The sequence below is a fragment of the Pseudomonas sp. D47 genome (assembly GCF_045447305.1).
Lineage (GTDB): Bacteria > Pseudomonadota > Gammaproteobacteria > Pseudomonadales > Pseudomonadaceae > Aquipseudomonas.
This window is the reverse complement of the sequence record NZ_JBJGXU010000002.1, coordinates 208031-230460: the sequence shown is the minus strand read 5'-3', so window position 1 is coordinate 230460 and position 22430 is coordinate 208031. Positions and strand designations below refer to the sequence as shown.

Below are 22430 nucleotides of genomic sequence, written 5' to 3'. Positions count from 1 at the left end.
ATCGGGTTCACACGGTCAAAATGTGGGAGCCGGGCTTGCCCGCGATGGCCGCAACTCGGTCTTAACCTTTAGCCCCACGCTCAATCGCAAACCCAGCCCACGTCTGGCTCACCGGCATCAGCTCCAACCGGTTGATATTCACGTGCGCCGGCGTGTTGAGCACCCAGAAGATGGTGTCGGCGATGTCCTGTGGCTGGATCGGCTCGGCACCGGCGTAGGTCGCGTCGTAACGCGCCTGGTCACCGCCGAAGCGCACCAGTGAAAACTCGCTCTCGCACAGGCCTGGCTCGATGTTGGTCACGCGCACGCCAGTGCCTTGCAGGTCGCAGCGCAGGTTCAGCGAGAATTGCTTCACGAACGCCTTGGAGCCGCCATACACGTGGCTGCCTGGGTACGGGTAGCTGCCAGCGATGGAACCGAGGTTGATGATCCCGGCGCCACGGCCGTGGGCAATCAGGCGCGGCAGCAACAGGCTGGTGGTGGTCAGCAGGCCTTTGATGTTGGTGTCGACCATGGTTTCCCAATCGTCGAGGCTGCACTTAGGCGCAGGGTCAGTGCCCACGGCCAGGCCGGCGTTGTTGATCAGGCCACGCAATTTGGCAAAAGAAGGCGGCAGGTTGGCGATGGCGTCTTCCATGCCCTTGCGGTCACGCACGTCCACAACCAGGCCGTGTACTTCGGTCTGCTTGGAAAGCTCTTCGACCAAGGCATTCAAACGCTCGGCACGCCGGCCGGTAAGCACCAGTTTCCAACCGGCGTCGGCAAAACGACGGGCGCAGGCTTCGCCGAAACCTGAGGTGGCGCCAGTAATAAACAGCGTGTCGGACATGGTGTTCTCCTTGCGGGCATCGGAAAAAAAGTTGCCAGCAGAATGCCCTTACGCCGCGATTGCGGCAACCGCTAAGCACACAACTTCATGTACAGCTGATCATTTTTTAACCACGCCGAGCAGAGCCTTATACACCGTGGCCTGCAGCCATATGCGCGCAGGTTATCCACAGCTGCGCCCACAGTCTTTGGGGGCAAGTGTAAAAAGCCAAAAGCCGCTGTGTGCAAGGCCTGTAGGCAGTTTTAGAAAGTTTTTTGCTTGACCTTGGGCGGGGCGTATGTAGCCCCTTGTAAAGAGGGAAAATCTGAGCGATGGCTCCAGGCCAGTCATTCCGGCCTCTGTGGCAGTCTTTCCAGAGTTTAGTCACAGACTTATCCACAGGCTGAGGGGACATAAATCGGTCATATACCTGTGTCTTTAAACAGGTTGACAAAACCCTTGATCGGTCTCGAAAAACCAGCTGATCATAAAACAACCACCACGCCACAAGCCACGTGGTTAAAGGCTTTCAGCCAGCTACTCCCACGTTACCCACAGCCGGTTCCACAGCGAATGGGGACAAGTCAAAACTGTGACAAAACAGGGATTTGCGGCGGCTATATGTCGCGCTTTGGAGGGCGGCTGGATTTGTTTTCCACAATTTGCCGGGGAGCCTGTGGACACCCCTAAAAACAAGTGTGGGAACCGGCTTTATGTGGCAGCCGGTTCCCACATGGGTTATTGCATCAAGCCTTCAGATCAGTGCCCGCCGAGGTAGGCGTTGCGCACTTCCTCGTTCACCAGCAACTCCTTACCCGTGCCCGTCAGGCGAATCTCGCCGTTAACCATCACGTAAGCCCGGTCAGACAAGCGCAACGCATGGTTCGCGTTCTGCTCCACCAGGAAGATGGTCATGCCAGTGGCCGCCAGTTCACGCAGGGTGGCGAAGATCTGCTTCACCACAATCGGCGCTAAGCCCAGGCTCGGTTCGTCCAGCAGCAACAGCTTGGGCCGGCTCATCAGCGCGCGAGCGATGGCGAGCATTTGCTGCTCACCGCCAGACATGGTCATGGCGCGCTGGGTGCGCCGCTCCTTGAGCCGAGGGAACAGCTCGAACATACGCTGCATATCTTCCTGGGCGAATTTGTCACCAATCGGAATGGTGCCCATCAACAGGTTTTCCTCGACGGTCATGTCGGGGAACACCCGCCGCCCTTCCGGCGACTGCGCAATGCCGTTGGAGGCGATGTAGTGGGACGACTTGTGGGTAATGTCGACGCCGTTATAGAGAATCTGCCCGGACTCAGCGCGAGGCTGGCCGAAGATCGACATCAGCAGCGTGGATTTACCCGCGCCGTTGGAGCCGATCAGGCTGACGGTTTCGCCTTCGTTGATGTGCAGCGAGACTTTTTTCAGGGCCTGGATCGGGCCGTAAAACACGTCCAGGTCCTTCATTTCGAGGATAGGTGCACTCATACCAGCTCCTCTTCGTCTGCGCCCAGGTAGGCGGCAATCACTTTCGGGTCGTTGCGGATCGCTTCCGGGCCACCTTCGGCGATCACGTTGCCGTGGTCGAGCACCACGATGTGGTCGGAAATGCTCATCACCATGCCCATGTCGTGTTCGATCAGCACCACCGTGAGGTCGTGTTCGTCGCGCAGCAGGCGAATCATCGCGCTGAGCGCTTCGGTTTCCTGCGGGTTAAGGCCGGCTGCCGGTTCGTCCAGGCAGATGATCTGCGGCCGAGTGCACATGGCACGGGCGATTTCCAGGCGGCGCTGCTGGCCGTAGGAAAGCTCGCCGGCCAGGCGGTTGGCGCAGTCCACCAGGTCCACCACTTCCAACCAGTAGAAGGCGTGGTCGAGAGCATCGCTTTCGGCCTTGCGGTAGCCCTTGGTATTGAGGATGCCGGCGAGCATGTTGCGGTTGACCCACATGTGCTGGGCCACCAGCAGGTTTTCCAGCACCGACATTTCCTTGAACAGGCGAATGTTCTGGAAGGTCCGCGCCAAGCCTGCACGGTTCACCAGGTGGGTGCCGCCGAACATCTTGTAGTACACGCGGCTGAAGAAGCTTTTGGGCGACACGAAGTCGACAGCTTTGAAGCATTCGCCGAGCAACTGAATCACGTTGGTCTGCTTGCCGCGTATGCTGAGTTCGATCTTGCCGCCACTGGCTTTGTAGAAGCCGGTGAGGCAGTTGAACACCGTGGTCTTGCCGGCGCCGTTGGGGCCGATCAAGGCGAAGATCGAGTTGCGTTCGACCTTGAGGCTCACATCGCTCAAGGCCTTGATGCCACCGAAGTGCATCATCAAATGTTCGACGGAGAGCACGACTTCTTTGCTCATGGCGCCACTCCTTTACGTGGTGTCACACCGGTACGGCTGATCCGGATCAGGCCGCGTGGCCGCCAGATCATCATCACCACCATCAATACGCCAAACAGCAGCACGCGGTACTCGGAGAAGCTGCGCAGCAGTTCCGGCGCCACGGTCAATACGAAGGCCGCAATCACCACGCCGACCGTCGAGCCCATACCGCCCAATACCACGATGGCCAGAATCAGCGCCGACTCGAAGAAGGTGAACGACGACGGGTTGACGAAGCCTTGATAGCTGGCAAAAAACACCCCGGCAAGACCCGCCGTCGACGCGCCGATGGTGAAGGCCGAGAGCTTGACCAGTACGTGGTTCAGGCCCATGGAACGGCAGGCGATTTCATCTTCGCGCAAGGCTTCCCAGGCGCGGCCGACCGGCATGCGGGTCAGGCGATGCTTGATGTACAGCACGGCCAGGACCACCAGGAACAGCACGATGTAGATAAACATGAACTTGATGTTGGGGTTGTAATCGAGGCCGAAGAACTCGTGGAACGGAATCCCACCCTCCTTGGCTTTACGCCCGAACTCAAGGCCCAGGAACGTCGGCGAAGGCACCGGCATACCGTTCGGGCCACCGGTAAACGACAGCCAGTTATTCAGCACCAGCCGGATGATTTCACCGAAGCCCAAGGTCACGATGGCCAAATAGTCACCGTGCATTCGTAGCACCGGGAAGCCGAGTATGCACCCCGCTAACGCCGCTGCGATGGCCGCCAGTGGCAGTACGCTCCAGAAGCCCAGGCCCAGGTATTGATAACCCAACGCCAAGCCGTAGGCGCCGATGGCGTAGAACGCCACGTAACCCAGGTCGAGCAAGCCGGCCAAGCCGACCACGATGTTCAGGCCCAGGCCGAGCAACACGTAGATCAGCCCGAGGATGACCACGGTGAGCAAGTACTTGTTGGCGAAGATCGGGAACACGATGGCGATCACGATCAGCGCCGGGATGATCCAGCGCAGTCGCGACTTGTAGTCCGGCGGCAGCACGTGCACGCCGGAGCTACTGCTCTCGAACCCCTGCAGAATCTTCACGCCCTTGGGGGTTTGCAGGAACAGGCTTAAGGCAAAACGGCCGGCCATCACGATGGCGACCAGAATGGCCACGCGCGCCGGTTGCAGGTTGAAGCTGTAGCCGTCGAGTACCACGCCGACGATCGGACCGAACACGATCAACGAAATCAGCCCGGCGAGGACCGTATCGACCACACTTTTCTTGATATCGATAGATTTGGCAGCAGACATGTTTACACCTTCGCCACGAGCGGACGACCAAGCAGGCCCTGAGGACGGAAAATCAGAATCACCACCAGCAGAGAGAAACTGAACACGTCTTTGTAGTCAGAGTTGATCAACCCTGCGAACAGCGACTCGGAGATACCCAGGATGATCCCGCCGAGCATGGCCCCAGGCAGGGAACCGATGCCGCCGAGTACCGCTGCGGTAAATGCCTTGATGCCGATGATGAAGCCGGCATAGAAGTCGAACGTGCCGTAGTTCAGGGTAATCAGCACGCCGGCCAGGGCCGCCATGGCTGCACCAATCACGAACACGTAGGAGATCACCCGGTCGGTGTTGATACCCAGGATCGACGCCATCTTGCGGTCTTGCTGGGTGGCACGGCACATGCGGCCCAACTTGGTGTATTTGATGATGTAGGTCAGCAGCCCCATGCCGAGAAACGCGGCCACCAGGATGAACACCTTGGTGTAGGTCAACTGCACGAACCCGCTGCCGATATCGACGCGCCAGGCGCCGGCCAGCAGGGTAGGAATCCCTTGTTGTTTCGCACCCTGGGCGATCTGCGCGTAGTTCTGCAGGATCAGGGAGATACCGATGGCGCTGATCAGCGGTGCCAGTCGGGTGGAGTTGCGCAGCGGTTTGTAGGCGACACGCTCGATGACCCAACCGTAAACGCCGGTGACGACCACGGTGAATATCAGGGTACCGAGAATGAGCAGCGGGAAGGATTCGATGCCGAAATAAGCCAGCAGTGCCAGACTGATCGCCGCGAGGTAAGCGGAAATCATATAAACCTCGCCGTGGGCGAAGTTGATCATGCCAATGATGCCATAGACCATTGTGTAGCCGATGGCGATCAGGCCATAGACCGACCCGAGAGTCAGACCGTTGACCAGTTGCTGCAGGAAAATACCATCCATAACGCAATCTCACGCGGTGAGCACCTGCACACCCGTGGGTGTGCGGCGCTTCTGGAGGAAAAGACAGATCTGTTGCCGGTCACGATGGGGCAGGCAACCAAGTTCCCTGTGGGAGCTGGCCTTGTGTGGGAGCTGGCTCCCACACAAGCCCGGCGCCCACAAGGTTCAGGGGTGCCGGGTAGATCGCGTGATTACTTCTGCTTTTCCAGCTGGTGGTATTTGCCGTCTTTATCCCACTGGTAAACCACGTAGTCAGAGACTTTCAGGTCGCCCTTGCCGTCCCAGGCTTTTTCGCCCATTACGGTTTTTACCGGGTTAGCCTTGAGCCACTTGGCAGCGTCTTCACCTTTGTTGGACTTGGCGCCGTTGAAGCCGGCAGCCAGGGCCTGGATCGAGGCATAGGCGTACAGGGTGTAGCCTTCAGGCTCGGTGCCATTTTTGCGGAACTCTTCCACCACGGTCTTGCTGTCTGGCAGCAGGCGCGGGTCGGCGCCGAAGGTCATGTAGACGCCGTCTACGTATTGCGCGCCGCCTGCGGTGGCGACCAATTCGTCGGTGACAATGCCGTCATCGGACATGAACTTGACGTCTTTGAGGCCGGCTTCACGAATTTGGCGAACCAGTGGACCGGCTTCCGGGTGCAGCCCGCCGAAGTAAACGACGTCGGCACCGGTGGAGCGGATTTTGGTGACCAGGGCGCTGAAGTCTTTCTCGCCGCGGGTCAGGCCTTCTTCCAGCACCGGCTTGACGCCACGTTTAGTCAACTGCTGAGCGGTGGCGTCAGCCAGGCCCTTGCCGTAGGTGTCTTTGTCGTTGATAACCGCGACTTTTTTGCCCTTGAGCACGTCGACGATGTAGTCGCCGGCGACGATACCTTGCTGGTCGTCACGCCCGCACATACGGAACACGGCGCCCAGGCCACGTTCGGTCACCTGAGGGTTGGTGGAGCCCGGGGTGATCATGATGATCCCCGCTTCGTCGTACACCTCGGAGGCCGGGATGGTGTTGGACGAGCAGAAGTGCCCGACCACGCCGATCACTTTGTCTTGGTCCGCCAGGCGGTTGGCTACCGCTACAGCTTGCTTGGGCTCACAGGCGTCGTCGCCGGCCACCAGCTTGATCTGTTCGCCGTTAAGCCCACCCGCTTTGTTGATGACGTCGGCCGCCGCTTGGGCCCCCTTCATGTACTGCTCACCGAAAGCTGCGTTGGCGCCAGTCATCGGCCCCGCTACGCCAATCTTCACATCAGCTTGAACAAACGCAGAAACACCCAGCGCCGCTGCAACGGCGAGGGCCAGAAAGCCTTTCTTGTAAAACGTCTGGGACATGAGTGGTGCTCCGAGGTTTTTGTTTGTTGGCATTCTTCATAAATAAAGAGCGAATTCACTGCGGACTTTCAACCAAAACTTTCAGGGAAAGCCCAGAGCAAGGCGCGTGCCATTACTTTTTTATTCTTCAAAAAGACACGGTGTCATTGTTATTACAGGCGTTTCGCCTCCTTCTGCCAGGACGTGCAACCGTCTAGCATCGGGAGGTGCAACCAATGAGCCTAAAAAGTACAACCCTGGCAGGTCGCACCTGCAACCAGTCGGATAAACGACAGTTCCTGCACCTGTAACAATGTGCGTAACGGAACTGCACATTTACAGTGCGTGATTGCTACGACTTGCACCAATACAGATTAGTAGCCTGCTAAGAAAATGCAGGCTTTTGCCATGTATTTCGCTGATCAGATCACGATCCGCAGACATTGGCCCGCGTGATACAGCGAAAATCCAGCCTCATACAAGCAACTGCGCAGGCCCACTCCGGCCAGCGGCTGCATCGGTGCAAAGGGAATCGGCAAAGCCTTGGGGTCCTGGTGACACAAGTAGTCGGCAAATGCCTTGCCCACTACGCTGCCAGTAGTCACGCCACGCCCGTTGTAGCCCGTGACCGCCACCAAGCCGGGCGCCGGCTCGAACAGGCGCATCAGGTGGTCTGGGGTGAACGCGATGCAGCCGGTCCAGGTGAATTCCCACTGCACCGATTTGAGGTACGGAAAGTAGTGCTGCTGCACCCGGTCGGCCCACGCCTTGAGGAACCATGCCGGTTTCTGGTTGCCGTTGCCCAGGCTGCCAAGCAACAGTCGGCCGTCAGCATCGCGGCGGATGCTGCTGAGTACCTGGCGTGTGTCCCACGAGCCTTGCCCGCCGGAAAGGATCTGTTTGGCGGCGTCGTCGGTCAGCGGGGCCGACGCGACTTGGTAGTAATAGCCAGGGAAGAAATTGCGCCGCAGCTCGGTCCACTCGCCTTCGGTGTAAGCATTGGAGGCGATCACCACCTGTGCAGCCTGCACAGAACCCTGCGCGGTCTGCACCGACCAGTGTGAACCCTGACGTTCCAGCTGGGTGACAGGGGAATGGTCGAAAAGCTGCCCGCCCAGGCCGACCGCCGCATTGGCCAAGCCACTGGTGTAGGCCATTGGGTTCAAGGTGCCGGCGCGCCGATCCAGTAGGGCGGCGGCAATCTTCTTAGTGCCCGTGGCTTGCTCGCACGCCTGCCCGGTCAGCAGTTCAACCGGCGCGCCACGGCGCTTCCATTGTTCTTCTCGACTGCGCAAATCCGCCTCGCCACGGGCGTTATGCGCCATGTGCAAAGTGCCCTCGCGGCGTAATTGGCAATCGATGCTGTATTTGTCGATCAGGCTGAACACCAGCGACGGCGCCGCGCCCAACATGCGGTTGAGCTGGCTGCCCACCGCCTCGCCAAAACCGGCTTCGATCTCATCCGGCGGGATCCACATGCCGGCGTTGACCAGCCCCACGTTACGCCCCGAACCACCATGGCCGGTGCGATGGGCCTCAAGCACGGCGACGCTTTTACCCTGTTCCAGCAAGTGAATAGCCGCCGACAACCCGGTGATCCCGGCGCCGATCACGCACACATCCACCTTGACCTCGCCCTTGAGCGCGGCGCGGTCCGGGCGGCCGGGGGTGAGGTGTTCCCATAAACATGTTTCGCGTAATGGCATTGCCAGACTCCGGAGAGGACCTAACAAACAACTATTATTTTGAATTGCAAACCCAACCAACTGTGGGGGCTGGCTTGCCTGCGATGCAGGCACCTCGATACATCAGGTACACCCAGGTGATGCTATCGCAGGCAAGCCAGCTCCCACATTTTGATCTCACTGCGACTTGAGGGATCAGTCGAAAGTAATACCCTGCGCCAGCGGCAACTCCAGCGAGTAGTTCACGGTATTGGTCTGGCGGCGCATGTACCCGCGCCACGCGTCCGAACCCGATTCACGCCCGCCACCGGTCTCTTTCTCACCACCAAACGCGCCACCAATCTCCGCGCCGCTCGGGCCGATGTTGACGTTGGCAATGCCGCAGTCACTGCCCACCGCCGACATAAACTGCTCGGCTTCACGCACATCGGTGGTGAAGATGCACGACGACAGGCCTTGTGGCACGGCGTTGTTCAGGCGCAGGGCTTCGTTGAAGTCGCTGTAGCCAATCACATACAGAATCGGCGCGAACGTTTCGGTGCACACCACGTCGCTTTGCTCGGGCATTTCCACAATCGCCGGTGACACGTAGTAGGCATTCGGGAATGTATCTTCCAACTGACGCTTACCGCCGAACACCTTGCCGCCTTCGCTCAAGGCTTGCTCCAGGGCGTCCTGCATGTTTTCGAAGCTGTGCTTGTCGATCAGCGGGCCGATCAGGTTGCCTTCCAACGGGTGGCCGATGCGCACTTTGGAATAGGCCGCCTTGAGGCGGGTGACGATTTCTTCTTTGACCGATTCATGCGCGATCAACCGGCGCAGGCTGGTGCAACGCTGGCCGGCAGTGCCGACGGCGCTGAACAGGATGGCGCGCACGGCCATGTCCAGGTCGGCGCTTGGGCCGAGGATCATCGCGTTGTTGCCGCCCAGCTCGAGGATGCTGCGGGCAAAACGGGCGGCGACTTTCGGCGCCACTTCGCGGCCCATGCGCGTACTGCCGGTGGCGCTGATCAGCGCCACGCGCGGGTCATCCACCAGGGCAGCGCCGGCGTCACGGCCGCCGATGATCACTTGGCTCAGGTACTCGGGGGCATCGGTGAATTTCTTCAGCACGCGCTCAAAGAGCGCCTGGCACGCCAAAGCGGTGAGCGGGGTCTTTTCCGACGGTTTCCAGATCACGGCGTTGCCGCACACCAGCGCCAGCGTGGTGTTCCACGCCCACACCGCCACCGGGAAGTTAAAGGCGCTGATCACGCCGACCACGCCCAGCGGGTGCCAGGTTTCACGCATGTGGTGGCCCGGGCGCTCGGAGGCGATGGTCAAGCCGTACAGCTGGCGGGACAGGCCGACGGCGAAGTCGCAGATGTCGATCATCTCCTGCACTTCGCCCAGGCCTTCCTGGGTGATCTTGCCGGCTTCCCAGGACACCAGCTCGCCCAGGTCGGCCTTGTATTCGCGCAATACATCGCCAAATTGGCGCACCAGCTCGCCGCGACGCGGTGCCGGCACCTTGCGCCAGGCGTCGAATGCATGCTCGGCGCGACTGACCTGCTGCTCCACCTCGGCGGCACCTTCCCAGTGCACGCTGGCGATACGGCTGCCATCAATCGGCGAATGCACGGGTTGTTTACCCGACTGGTACAGCGCCGGGTTTACCCCGAGACGATCAAGCAATGCGGCAACCATGGGTCACTCCTTCAATCCACAAACAGAAAAATTGCGCCGCGGCCCGCACGGCGATCCAGACCTTATTTGTAGCTGGCCCAAGACTTGCCAACAAACGACGATTAGGCGAGATATCATTCCGTTTATTCATGCATAGAATAAAAAGAGGCGTGCCGTGCTGAACAAAAGACATTTGCCCTCGATCACCGCCCTGCAGTGTTTCGAAGCCGCCACCCGCCACCTGAGCTTCACCCGCGCCGCCGAGGAGCTGAACCTGACGCAAAGCGCGGTGAGCAAACAGGTGGCGCAGTTGGAAGAATTGCTCCAGCACCTGCTGTTTCGCCGCGTGCGCCGCCGCTTGCAGATGACCCCGGCGGGCGATTTGTACCTGGTGGAAGTGCGCAAGATCCTCACCCAGGTGGAGATGTCCACTCACTACTTGCGCTCCTACGGCGGCGAGACCGAAGTACTGCGCGTGTCCACACCCTACACCTTTGGCGCACGCTGGCTGGTGCCTCGCCTCAAGGGCTGGCGCCTGCGTCACCCGCAAATCCATTTGGACCTGTGCAACGAGCAGGAGCCCGACGAACTGCTGCAAGGCAAGGCCGACATGGCCTTCTACTTCGGCCAAGGCTCACGCCCCGGCACCGAGAGCCTGAAACTGTTCAGCGAGGAGTTGGTGCCAGTGTGCGCGCCGGAAAGCCTGCCCGCGCAGCCGTTCACCGATCCCACGCAGCTGAGCGACCTGGTGCTGCTGCAAAATGCCTCGCGGCCGCAGGGCTGGCATGACTGGTTTGCCAGCCAGGGCTTCCACACCGAGCACAGCTACCACGGGCCGCGCTTTGACACCTTCTATATGTGTATTCGGGCAGCGCAGGTGGGCTGCGGTGTGGCGCTGCTGCCGCGCTTTCTGGTGGAAGAAGAACTGGCGGACGGCAAGCTGGTGATCCCTTGGCAGCATGCGTTGCCGAGCCAGGATGCGTATTACCTGGCGTATCCGGAGCATTCGGCGGAAGTGCCCAAAGTGCGGGATTTTGTGAAGTGGATGATGGAGCAAGTGGTTTAGCGCCAGGAATACCGCCATTGCAGGCAAGCCAGCTCCCACATTTTGAATGCATTTCAAGTGTGGGAGCTGGCTTGCCTGCGATGGCCATCGGTATCTACACATCTTTTTATGGGTTGAATTCTTTGGTTGTCGCGGGGCCGCTGGGTATATATCCATTGCTGCGGTAACGGCTTCGTAGGGTTCCGCTCTTACAGCCAGCCCTTTCAAGGTCTTTGGAAAAAGCCTCAAAAAATGATCATTTTTTGACCAAGAGAGAGGCTGACTGAACCAAATTCAACTCGTTTTTTTCTTAATTTCAGCCTGGAATTGGCGTAGGACGCGATTTAGGCAAAGACCTTGAAAGGGCTGGCTCTTACAGCGGGTCACTTTTGGAAGGACCCAAAAGTAACCAAAAAGTCCTCGCCCCACCACTCGGCACCTCGCTTAGGCTCGGTGTGCCTCAGATCAAGATCAAGATCAAAAGCAAGAGCACGGCGGCCTAGTAGCCGACCTGAGTGGTTGAAGCAAAAGCAGGGCAAAAGCACAGCAAAAGCAGATCTGCTTTTCTGTGGGAGCTGGCTTGCCTGCGATGCAGACACCTCGGTCCATCAAGTACACCGAGTTGATGCCATCGCAGGCAAGCCAGCTCCCACATTAGATTGATGTTCAGTTTCAGAGATCAGGTCGGCTGTCAGGCCGCCTCGGCTTCGCTTTTGATTTGCTTCAACCACTCAGGTCGGCTACTAGGCCGCCGTGCTCTTGCTCTTGATTTTGATCTGAGGCGCCCCGTTAAACCACGCTGGCCGAACGCAGGCTTTGGAGCGTGGGTAAACCGGCAGGACGCCGGTTTAGCCGCGATGGGCCAAGGATGGCCCATGGCGGCGGCCCACGGTCCAAAGCCTGCGTGAGGGCACACCGAGCCTAGGCGAGGTGCCGAGTGGTGGGGCAAGAGCCTTTTGGTTACTTTTGGGCTCTTTCAAAAGTGACCCGCTGTAAGAGCGGAACCCATAGCAGCCGTTACCCAAATAACGGATATGTACCCAGCACCCCCGAGACAACCAAAGAATTCAACCCATAAAAAGATGTGTAGATACCTATGCTGCGATGGCGCCAGTGGCCACTCCCAAAAAAATCACTGGCAAAACCCCACAGGTCTATGCGCCACTAGCGCCATTCCTTAATTGTGCGTAAAGGTCGGCGCCCATCGCCGACCCGTCTGGAGATTCCCGTTATGAGCGAGAGTGTGTTTGCCGATCGCATCGTGCAGAACCTGCTCGACACCGACTTCTACAAGCTGACCATGATGCAGGCGGTGCTGCACAACTACCCGAACGTGGAAGTTGAATGGGAGTTTCGTTGCCGCAACAGTGAAGACCTGCGCCCGTACCTGGCGGAAATCCGCTACCAGATCGAGCGCCTCGCCGAACTGAGCCTGAGCCCCGACCAGCTTGGTTTTCTTGAGCGCATCAGCTTTATGAAGCCGGACTTCTTGCGCTTCCTCGGGCTGTTCCGCTTCAACCTGCGCTATGTGCAAACCGGCATTGAAAACGGCGAGCTGTTTATCCGCCTGCGCGGGCCATGGCTGCATGTGATCCTGTTTGAAGTGCCAATGCTGGCCATCGTCAGCGAAGTGCGTAACCGCTACCGCTACCAGACCGTGATCCTCGAGCAGGCCCGCGAGCAGCTGTACCGCAAGTTCGATTGGCTGACCGCCAACGCCAGCAGCGACGAGCTGTCGGAGCTGCAAGTGGCTGACTTCGGCACGCGCCGACGCTTCTCGTACCGAGTGCAGGAAGAAGTGGTGAGCGTGCTAAAGCACGATTTCCCCGGGCGCTTTGTCGGCACCAGCAACGTGCACCTGGCCCGCGAGTTCGATATGAAGCCGCTCGGCACCATGGCCCACGAATGGATCATGGCCCACCAGCAACTCGGCCCACGCCTGATCGACAGCCAGATTGCCGCCCTCGACTGCTGGGTACGCGAATACCGTGGCCTGCTGGGCATCGCCCTGACCGACTGCATCACCACCGACGCCTTCCTCGGCGACTTCGATTTGTACTTCGCCAAGCTGTTCGACGGCCTGCGCCATGACTCCGGTGACCCGATACAGTGGGCCGAAAAAGCCATCGCCCACTACCACAAACTCGGCATCGAGCCGATGAGCAAAACGCTGGTGTTCTCCGACAGCCTGTCGCTGCCCAAGGCTCTGGAGATTTTCCGCGCGTTGCGCGGTCGCATTAATGTCAGCTTCGGCATAGGCACCAACCTGACCTGTGACATTCCAGGGGTTGAGCCGATGAGCATCGTGCTTAAAATGACCGCCTGCAATGGCCAGCCCGTCGCGAAGATCTCCGATGAAGCGGGCAAGACCCACTGCACCGACCCGAATTTCGTCGCCTATTTGCGCCACGTTTTTAAAGTACCTGCCCTACCTAGCAAGGAGTGAATCATGCAAGCCGTACAGCGTGAGATTGCGCAGCAGCTCAAGGTCCAAGCGCCCTTCAACGACCAGGCCGCCCTTGAGGCCGACGTTGCCCGACGCGTGGCTTTTATCCAGGATTGCCTGCGTAATTCCGGGCTCAAAGCATTGGTGTTGGGCATCAGCGGCGGCGTTGACTCCCTGACCGCAGGCCTGCTGGCCCAACGGGCGATACAGGAACTGCGCGCCAGCAGCGGTGATGAGGCCTACCGTTTTATCGCGGTACGCCTGCCTTACGAAACCCAGTTCGACGAAATCGACGCCCAGGCATCGGTGGACTTTATCGAACCGGACGAGCGCCACACCGTGAACATCGGCCCGGCGGTGAAATCCCTGGCCAATGAAGTGGCGGCGTTTGAAGGCAAGGCGGCGGTGTCGCGTGACTTCGTACTGGGCAACACCAAGGCGCGCATGCGCATGGTGGCGCAGTACACCATCGCCGGCGCGGCCGGCGGCCTGGTGATCGGCACCGACCATGCGGCGGAAGCGGTGATGGGCTTTTTCACCAAGTTCGGTGATGGCGCGTGCGACTTGGCGCCGTTGAGCGGGCTGGTGAAAAACCAAGTACGCGCCATTGCCCGGCACTTTGGTGCACCGGAGTCGTTGGTTGAGAAGATCCCGACTGCCGACCTTGAAGACCTGTCGCCAGGCAAGCCGGACGAAGCGTCCCACGGCGTGACCTACGCCGAAATCGATGCCTTCCTGCAGGGCGAACCGGTGCGCGCGGAAGCGTTCAAGATCATCTGCGACACGTATCGCAAGACTGAGCACAAGCGGGTCATGCCATTCGCGCCGTGAGGTAGATCGCTATCGCAGGCAAGCCAGCGCCCACAGTTGGAATGCACTCCCCTGTGGGGGCTGGCTCGCCACAAGGTATTCAACGCCCACAAAAAAGCGCCCCGCAAGGCGCTTTTTTTTCGACCAGGGTTGGCTTATTTGACGGTCACAGTGCCTTTCATCATCGAGATGTGGCCTGGGAACGAGCAGAAGAACGCGTAATCCGTACCCGCTGCCAGCTTCGACACATCGAAGGTCACGGCGTCTTTTTCGCCGGCACCGATGATCTTGGTGTGGGCGATGATGCGGGTGTCGCCTTCTTTCAGGTAGTTCTTGTCGATACCGGCAGCCATGCCGTCGCTGGCGACGCCAGGCATGTCGGCGGCGGAGCTCAGCACCCAGTTATGGCCCATGACGTTTTTCGGCAAGCTACCGGAGTGAGTCAGCTCAACGGTGAACGTCTTGCAGCTTTTATCGATTTCAATGGCCTTGGTGTTAAAGGACATTTGGTCGGTAGAGTCGACGGTGACCTTGCACTCTGCAGCAAGCAACTGGCCGCTCGCCAGAGTCAGCAGGGAAACAGCAACGAGTTTGGCAAACATGTGAATCTCCAAGGCAGGGTTTAATAAACGCATATTGCGACAAGGGTGCCTCAAGCAGGCTTAAATTCTTATGATCTGAATCAACAGATTGTATACAACTTTAGGCTATCAGACTGATCAACACAATCTACCAGCCAACCTTCGGCCCGCGGTTTATGATCGGCTCACCCCCCTTGGAGCCTGCGCCATGCACCTCAACCAACTGTTCAACGGCCTGCTGGCCGCGTACGCCTGCGGTAAGTGAAGGCCAAGCGAGGTGCTAAGCTGCTACCATAGCGACCCAAGGCAGCTGCGCGCCGCCCCACCCTCACCTTCGACCCTAGAGGATCGCCCATGGCCAAACCTAATTACTCCTTCGCCAAACGTCAGAGAGACTTGGCCAAGGAGCAGAAGAAAGAGGAAAAGCTGCAACGCAAGAAAGCCACTGCAGATGAAGAAGCTGGCGCACTGAACCCGGATGCTGAAGGTGAAGTGGCGACTGATGAGACTGAGACACCGAAAGACCCGGCGGAATAAATTCTGTTGAGGTGAGCAGGCCCTCCCTGCTCACCCCAACCCACCCCTATTCCAGCGGCATCACCGTCACCCGCACCTCCGGGTCATGGCTCCCACCTCCCAGAATCACCCCCCGCAACGGCGACACATCAGAGAAATCACGGCCCCAGGCCAGGGTGATGTGCTCCAGGGCTGGCTGCACATTGTTGGTCGGATCAAAATCTACCCAGCCCAACACCGGGCAATACACCGAGACCCACGCATGGGACGCATCGGCGCCGATCAGCCGTGGCTGGCCGGGCGGTGGCTGTGTGAGCAGGTAGCCGCTGATGTACCGCGCCGCCAGGCCTCGCGAGCGCAGGCAGGCGAGCATCAGGTGGGCGAAGTCCTGGCACACGCCGCGTCGGCGCTCCAGCACCTCCACCAACGGCGTGGCGACCTGGGTGGCTTCGGCATCGAAGGTGAACTCGCTGAAAATCTTCTGCATCAATGCCTGCACGCCCAGCAGCAATGGCTCGCCGGGTGGAAAACAGCTTTCGGAAAACTCGACGAAGGTTTTTTTCAGGTGCACGTAGGGCGATTCGAAGCGATAGCGGCAGGCTTCGATCAGTTCGGCTGAGAGTGGCTGGCTGCTGTAGGTCAGGCTGTCGCGGGTCTGGTCCCAGGCCGGCGACTGCTGGAAATCCAGCGCAGGCCGCGCCAGCACTTCGACGGTCAGCCCGGCATTCACCAGCAGCTCATCGTGGGGCCGTTCGAACGCCAGGCGCGTGATCGGGTTGCCGAACACGTCCAGCTCATCACGCCGCGCTGTCGGCTCCGGGCTGATCTCCAATTGCTGCGAACTGCAACGCTGCCAGGCACACGGCCGTGGCCACAGGTGCGCCAGCTGCTGGGCCAGGGACACCGGGCTGTCGTAGTGGTAATGGGTATCGTGGAAAATCTGGTAGCGCGCACTCATCACACCGACACCGTTTGCTGACTGACATCATCCACATGGGCAAAATGGCGCAAGGCCAGGCGATCCGACACTTGCCCACTCTCATCGGCCACCGCTTGCAGCAGGTCAGCCAGGCCATCCAACGCGGCACGCACGCTGGACTCGCCGAACAACGGGTTCTCCAGGCAGCCCAGGTCGAAACGCGCCAAGCGCTCCACCAACGGCGCCAGGCCAGTTTCCCGAGGCACGCCAAAGTCATCGTTGAGGCGACTCAAGGTGCGACTGACCAGTTTCAGCTGGAACAGCACCGCATGCGGGTTCTGCTCATCCAGCAGCAACAAGTCGAGCACCGGGATCAACTGCGGCACCGCCAAGTAGCGCGAGCGATAAGTGATGCTGCTGTTGCCCAACTCCAACAGCCACTCAAGCCCGGCCTGATCAAACACCGCCACGCCGCGCAGGAACGCCGCAAGGCTGCTGCTCAGGAATTGCAGACGCTCGATGCGCCGCCCCATCATCAAGAAGCGCCAGCCTTCGTCGCGGGTCATGTCGTCCAGGGCAAACCCGGAGAGCGCCGCCAGGGACATCACCAGACGGTTGAGAAAATCCAGCAGCTCACCGAAGTCCGGCGTTTCGCTTTCCAGCTCCATGGCTTCGCGTTGCAGCTCGACCAAGGCCTGCCAGTTTTCCCGGGACAACTTGCCGCGTACCTGAGACGCGGCCCACTGCAGGCGTTGCAGGTTGGCGCGCAGGCTCGACGGCCAATCATCGCCGAGCAAGGCGGCGAGCAGGCGCTCGGGCAATTCGCCCTCTTCCGGCAGCAAGCGCAGGGTCTCACCTAGCTCGACCGCCGCCTGCAACGCCAGTGGGTCGTCGCCGTCGACATAACGCGCCAGCACGATGCGCAGCCAGCGCGCACTGTCATCGCAGCGTTCGCAGTAACGGCCAAACCAGAACAAGTTCTCCACCACACGTGACGGCAGGTACGGATCGCGGCGCACCAAATCGTGGGCACCAATCGGCCGTTGCGCGCGCCATTGCTCGCCGCCGGCAGCGCGCTCGCCGAGCACCCAGGTGTCTTTGCTCGCGCCGCCGCGTTGCATCGACACCACTTCGGCATCGGCCTCGGCGGCCACGCGGGTCAGGCCACCGGGCAGTACACGGTAGCCTTCATCGCTGGCCACCGCGTACACACGCATGCCGATGGCGCGGTGTTGCAAATGGTCATCGACGGTGTGCCACACCGGTGCCTGGGACAGTTGCGCCAGCTCCTGGGCGACATACGCGTAAGGCCGCGCACGCATGCGTTCGGCCAGGGCCTGGCGTTGTTCGTCGTTCAAGTCGCGGCCAAATACCGGCGTGAAGCTTTGCGACGGAAACGCGGGTTTGATCAGCAGCTCGGGCAGTTTCTCCAAAGCCTCAGCCAGCACTGGCGCCTCACCGCACCACCAGGTGGCGATGGACGGCAGGATCAATTCTTCGCCAAACAGGAACTGGTTGATCTTCGGCAAAAAGCCGAGCAAACCTGGGGACTCCAACACGCCACTGCCGAGGGCGTTGGCCACCAGTACATTACCTTGGCGCACCGCATCGAGCAGGCCGGGCACGCCGAGGGCCGAGTCGGTGCGCAGCTCCAGCGGGTCGCAGAAGTCGTCGTCCAGGCGGCGCATGATCGCGTGCACCCGGCGCAGGCCGCTGAGGGTTTTCAGGAACACTGTGCTGTCGCGCACGGTGAGGTCGCCGCCTTCCACCAACGGGTAACCGAGCTGGCGTGCGAGGTAGAGGTGTTCGAAATAGCTTTCGTTGAAACGCCCTGGCGTGAGCAGCACGATCAGCGGCGGCTGGTCGTCGCTAGGCGCCTGACGGGCCAGGGTCTCCTGCAACGTGCGGAAGAAACCGGTGAGGTGCTGCACTTGCAAGTCGCGGTACAAGTCCGGGAAGGCGCGGGACACGATGGTGCGGTTTTCCAACGCATAACCAGCGCCCGACGGCGCCTGAGTGCGGTCGGCGGTGACCCACCAACGGCCATCCGGGGTGCGCGCCAGGTCCACGGCATACAGGTGCAGAAACGCACCGTCGGGCGGCTGAATGCCCTGGCACGGCCACAGGAAGTTGTTGTGACCGAATACCAACTCCGCCGGCAACAAACCCTCTTTGATCAGGCGCTGCGGGCCGTACAAATCGGCTAACACCGCATTGAGCAGGCGCGCACGCTGGGCGATGCCGGCCGACAGGTGCTGCCACTCGTCAAAGGCCAGCACATGCGGCAGCAGGTCCAGTTCCCACGGGCGATCGGCGCCCTTGGGGTCGGCGTAGACGTTGTAGGTCACGCCGTTTTCCTGGATCTGCCGGGTCAGCAGCGCCTGGCGCTGGGCCAACTGCGCGGGCGTGCTGCGTTGCAGGTGATCGAGCAAGCGCTGCCAATGGGCACGCACCGCGCCACTGTCGTCCAGCAGTTCGTGATAGGTGCCCGCGGTCAGCGGGTAACGGTCGAGCAAGTCGGGCATGGAACGCTCGGCAGGGGCAAGGGAAGTCAGATTAACTCAAATTCACTGCAATCTAATGTGGGAGCTGGCTTGCCTGCGATGGCGGTTTTCCAGGCACTTGATTGGCTGGCTGATACACCGCTATCGCAGGCAAGCCAGCTCCCACATTTGGATTGGGTTCAGTCATTTTTATTGGGGAAACGCCGCAGATCCAGAGTCATGGGCAATTCGTCGTTGATCACTACGGTCGGCACCGCCAGCTTACCCGGGCTATGCCCCAAGCGGAAAAACCGCGCCATGCGCCGGCTCTCGGCTTCGTTGGCATTCACCGGCAAGCTGTCGTAGTTGCGCCCGCCCGGGTGGGCCACATGATACTGACAGCCGCCCAACGAGCGCTGCATCCAAGTGTCGAGCAAGTCGAACACCAGCGGCGCGTGTACCGCGATGGTCGGCTGCAGGCAGTTGGCCGGTTGCCAGGCGCGGTAACGCACACCGGCGACAAACTCACCGATACGCCCGGTCGGTTGCAGCGGCACCGGGATGCCGTTGCAGGTCAGCAGATACCGTTGCGGCGCCAACCCGCTCAACTTCACCTGCAAGCGCTCGAGCGACGAATCCACATAACGCACCGTGCCGCCCACTGCGCCCTCCTCGCCCAGCACGTGCCAAGGCTCCAGGGCCTGGCGCAGTTCCAGTTCGATACCGCTGACGGCGTAGTCGCCGACCTTGGGGAAACGGAACTCCAGGTGCGCAGCAAACCACTCGGCTCGCAGCGGGTAACCGGCGGCATTCAACTCGACAATCACGTCGGCGAAATCCTGCTCGATAAAGTGCGGCAACACGAAGCGGTCATGCAGCTCGGTGCCCCAGCGCGCCAGTTTCGGCGGCGCATACGGCTCACGCCAGAAGCGTGCGACCAACGCGCGCAGCAGCAATTGCTGGGTGAGGCTCATGCGCGCATGGGGCGGCATTTCAAAGGCGCGCAACTCCAACAGGCCCAGGCGGCCGGTGGCGCCGTCCGGCGAATAGAGTTTGTCGATGCAAAATTCGGCGCGGTGGGTGTTGCCCGTCACGTCGATCAGCAGGTTGCGCAGCAGGCGGTCCACCAACCACGGCGGGCATTCCTCGCCGGGTTCGGGCATTTGCGCGAAGGCGATTTCCAGCTCATACAGCGCGTCGTTACGCGCCTCATCCACCCGTGGCGCCTGGGAGGTCGGGCCGATAAACAGGCCAGAAAACAGGTACGACAGCGAGGGGTGGTTATGCCAGTAACTGATCAAACTGCGCAGCAGGTCCGGGCGACGCAGGAACGGTGAATCCTTGGGCGTAGCGCCGCCGAGCACAAAGTGATTACCGCCGCCGGTGCCGGTGTGGCGGCCGTCGATCATGAATTTTTCCGTGGTGAGGCGAGTTTGCCGCGCCTCTTCGTAGAGGAATTCAGTGCGCTCGACCAACTCGTCCCAGGTGGCGGACGGCTGCACGTTCACCTCAATCACACCCGGGTCCGGCGTCACCCGGAAGTTACTCAAGCGGGTGTCGAACGGTGGCTCGTAGCCTTCCAGCAATACCGGGCAGTGCAGTTCCTCGGCGGTCGCTTCGATGGCGGCCACCAGCTCCAGGTAATCCTCGACGCGCTCCAGCGGCGGCATGAACAGATACAGCCGCCCTTCCCGCGCTTCGGCGCACAAGGCGGTGCGGGTCAGCCAGTCAGCGGACTCATCGACTTTCGGTACGCGCTCATCGCTCGGCGCGGGCTCGCCGTGGCTTTGCAGCTGACCGGTGGAGGGCAACTGCGGTTGATCCTGGTTCGGGTCGGTTGGATGCACAAACGGATACTCCGCCGCCGTCACCCAAGGCTGCGAGGCCAACGGCAGGCGATAACCCAACGGTGAATCCCCCGGCACCAGGCGGCAGTGGTTGTCGCGCAGGTACCAACGCCCGCTCTGCCAGCGATCATTGGCCGCCGTACGCGCCAGTGGCAGCACTTGGCCGATGACTTTATCCAGGCCCTGGCTGAACACTCTGCGCAGGCGTTCGCGCTCCAGGTCGTCGCTCAGGCGCGGGTCCTGGGCGGTGACGTTTTGCGGCAGCGCACCTTCGCGCCACAAGTAGTAAAAGTTGTCTTCGAAAGCCGGAAACACAAAGCGCGCCGGCAGTTTCAGGCGCTCGGCGACGCTGGCCAGGAAGCGCCCGGCCATTACACCGTCGGCGCCGTAATCCTCTTGCTCATCGGCGATCAGCGCGCTGTTGTGCCAGATCGGCACGCCGTCGCGGCGCCAGTAGCAGTTGAGCGACCAGCGCGGCAGTTGCTCGCCGGGGTACCACTTGCCCTGGCCGAAATGCACCAGCCCCTTGGGTGCGTAGTGCTTGCGCATGCGTTGGAACAGCTCGGCGGACAGGCGGCGCTTGTCCGGCCCCAGCGCAGCGGTGTTCCACTCGGCGCCGTCGGGGTCGTCGATGGAGACGAAAGTGGGCTCGCCGCCCATGGTCAGGCGCACATCGTCCTTGAGCAGGTCGGCATCGATCTGCCGGCCGAGGGCCTGGATCGCCAACCATTGCTCCTCGGTGTAGGGCTTGGTAACCCGAGGTGCCTCCCAGATGCGCTCCACCGACATTTCGTGAGTAAATTCGCACTCGCAGGGTTCCACCAGCCCACTAATCGGGGCGGCGGAAGATGGTTCGGGACTACAGGCCAACGGAATATGACCCTCACCGGCGAACAACCCGGAAGTGGCATCCAGGCCGATCCAGCCGGCGCCGGGCAAGTACACCTCGCACCAGGCGTGCAGGTCGGTGAAGTCCACCTCCGTGCCAGACGGGCCGTCGAGGGCTTTGACGTCGGCGGTCAGTTGGATCAGGTAGCCCGACACAAAGCGCGCCGCCAGCCCCAGGTTGCGCAGCAATTGCACCAGCAGCCAGGCCGAGTCGCGGCAGGAGCCGGAAGCGTTTTCCAGGGTGAATTCCGGGGTTTGCACACCCGGTTCCATGCGGATCAGGTAGCCGATATCAGCGGCCAAGCGCTGGTTGAGCCCGACCAGGAAATCCACGGCCGGCAAGGGTGTGCGGTCGATACCGGCCAGGTAGGCAGCAAACTTCGGCGTCAGCGGCAGGGTTTCCAGGTACGGCGCCAGCTCGCGCTGCTCATCGGTGGCGTAGCTGAAGGGGATTTTTTCGGCGTAGGGTTCGAGGAAAAAGTCGAACGGGTTGAACACCGCCATCTCGGCGACCAGGTCGACTTCGATGCGCAGTTCATCGGTCTTTTCCGGGAACACCAGGCGTGCCAGGTAATTACCCTGCGGGTCCTGCTGCCAATTGATGAAGTGCTGCTCGGGCAGCACGTTGAGTGCGTAGGACAAAATCCGCGTGCGGCTATGGGCCGCCGGGCGCAAACGCACAATCTGTGGGCCGAGTTCGACAGCGCGGTCATAGCGGTAATGCGTAACGTGGTGCAACGCGACATGAATCGACACGGCGGCCTCCTGCGAGCCAGGGCATGGAAACAAAGCGCGCAAGACTTATGCCAGAGCGGCCGTCATTGCGCTTTATCGTAAGACCCGGTGCAGTACAGCACCAAAACGGCGCCAACGTGGGGGCCGTGGTGCAAG

16 protein-coding genes are annotated in these 22430 nt (G+C 60.7%); 4 read left to right on the top strand and 12 right to left on the bottom strand.

What is annotated here, in order from left to right; all coding sequences use genetic code 11:
• Positions 1–61: 61 nt before the first annotated feature.
• From ACI77I_RS03880 to ACI77I_RS03845, 8 genes are all read right to left on the bottom strand, one after another.
• Positions 62–829 (bottom strand): SDR family oxidoreductase, encoded by a 768-nt coding sequence (locus ACI77I_RS03880; protein WP_094949745.1) that lies wholly within the window; start codon positions 827–829, stop codon positions 62–64.
• A gap of 738 nt (positions 830–1567) precedes the next feature.
• The gene (locus tag ACI77I_RS03875) at positions 1568–2284 is read right to left on the bottom strand and encodes an ABC transporter ATP-binding protein (RefSeq protein ID WP_094949744.1); all 717 of its coding nucleotides are present in this window, start codon (positions 2282–2284) and stop codon (positions 1568–1570) included.
• Positions 2281–3156: an ABC transporter ATP-binding protein gene (locus tag ACI77I_RS03870; RefSeq protein WP_406996985.1), complete on the bottom strand. Its 876-nt coding sequence runs from the start codon at positions 3154–3156 to the stop codon at positions 2281–2283. Before ACI77I_RS03870 ends, ACI77I_RS03875 begins: the two co-directional genes overlap by 4 nt.
• Positions 3153–4430, bottom strand: a complete 1278-nt coding sequence (gene livM, locus ACI77I_RS03865; RefSeq protein WP_242154126.1) for a high-affinity branched-chain amino acid ABC transporter permease LivM — start codon at positions 4428–4430, stop codon at positions 3153–3155. Before livM ends, ACI77I_RS03870 begins: the two co-directional genes overlap by 4 nt.
• Positions 4431–4432: 2 nt before the next feature.
• The gene (locus ACI77I_RS03860) at positions 4433–5347 is read right to left on the bottom strand and encodes an ABC transporter permease subunit (protein ID WP_094949741.1); all 915 of its coding nucleotides are present in this window, start codon (positions 5345–5347) and stop codon (positions 4433–4435) included.
• Between the two features lie 191 nt (positions 5348–5538).
• On the bottom strand, positions 5539–6675 hold the full coding sequence (locus tag ACI77I_RS03855) for a branched-chain amino acid ABC transporter substrate-binding protein (protein WP_094949740.1): 1137 nt from the start codon (positions 6673–6675) through the stop codon (positions 5539–5541).
• 401 nt (positions 6676–7076) lie between these two features.
• Positions 7077–8360, bottom strand: coding sequence for an NAD(P)/FAD-dependent oxidoreductase (locus ACI77I_RS03850; protein ID WP_406996984.1), 1284 nt, complete (start codon positions 8358–8360; stop codon positions 7077–7079).
• Between the two features lie 174 nt (positions 8361–8534).
• Complete coding sequence (locus ACI77I_RS03845) at positions 8535–10025, bottom strand: aldehyde dehydrogenase family protein (RefSeq protein ID WP_242154122.1); 1491 nt, start codon at positions 10023–10025, stop codon at positions 8535–8537.
• A gap of 154 nt (positions 10026–10179) precedes the next feature.
• On the opposite strand from ACI77I_RS03845, the gene ACI77I_RS03840 reads away from it, so the two are divergent.
• The 3 genes from ACI77I_RS03840 to nadE all read left to right on the top strand — a co-directional run bounded on the left by ACI77I_RS03840 (position 10180) and on the right by nadE (position 14326).
• Positions 10180–11070, top strand: a complete 891-nt coding sequence (locus ACI77I_RS03840; protein ID WP_094949737.1) for a LysR family transcriptional regulator — start codon at positions 10180–10182, stop codon at positions 11068–11070.
• A gap of 1210 nt (positions 11071–12280) precedes the next feature.
• The gene (gene pncB / locus ACI77I_RS03835; protein ID WP_094950950.1) at positions 12281–13495 is read left to right on the top strand and encodes a nicotinate phosphoribosyltransferase; all 1215 of its coding nucleotides are present in this window, start codon (positions 12281–12283) and stop codon (positions 13493–13495) included.
• Positions 13496–13498: 3 nt separating this feature from the next.
• A complete protein-coding gene (gene nadE, locus ACI77I_RS03830; RefSeq protein ID WP_263274423.1) occupies positions 13499–14326 on the top strand; it encodes an ammonia-dependent NAD(+) synthetase in 828 nt (275 codons plus the stop codon).
• A 134-nt stretch (positions 14327–14460) separates the two neighbouring features.
• Here the strand turns inward: nadE and azu are convergent, their stop codons facing one another.
• Positions 14461–14907, bottom strand: a complete 447-nt coding sequence (gene azu, locus ACI77I_RS03825; RefSeq protein WP_094950952.1) for an azurin — start codon at positions 14905–14907, stop codon at positions 14461–14463.
• Between the two features lie 333 nt (positions 14908–15240).
• Here azu and ACI77I_RS03820 point away from each other — a divergent pair, with 333 nt between their 5' ends.
• On the top strand, positions 15241–15423 hold the full coding sequence (locus tag ACI77I_RS03820; protein WP_064450422.1) for a hypothetical protein: 183 nt from the start codon (positions 15241–15243) through the stop codon (positions 15421–15423).
• A gap of 46 nt (positions 15424–15469) precedes the next feature.
• On the opposite strand, the gene ACI77I_RS03815 is transcribed toward ACI77I_RS03820, so the two are convergent.
• From ACI77I_RS03815 to ACI77I_RS03805, 3 genes are all read right to left on the bottom strand, one after another.
• Positions 15470–16360 carry a transglutaminase family protein gene (locus ACI77I_RS03815; RefSeq protein ID WP_094950953.1) on the bottom strand — a complete coding sequence of 297 codons (891 nt, stop codon included), beginning with the start codon at positions 16358–16360 and terminating at the stop codon, positions 15470–15472.
• On the bottom strand, positions 16360–18846 hold the full coding sequence (locus tag ACI77I_RS03810) for a circularly permuted type 2 ATP-grasp protein (protein ID WP_406996983.1): 2487 nt from the start codon (positions 18844–18846) through the stop codon (positions 16360–16362). Before ACI77I_RS03810 ends, ACI77I_RS03815 begins: the two co-directional genes overlap by 1 nt.
• 158 nt (positions 18847–19004) lie before the next feature.
• On the bottom strand, positions 19005–22295 hold the full coding sequence (locus ACI77I_RS03805; RefSeq protein WP_406996982.1) for a DUF2126 domain-containing protein: 3291 nt from the start codon (positions 22293–22295) through the stop codon (positions 19005–19007).
• Positions 22296–22430: the final 135 nt, after the last annotated feature.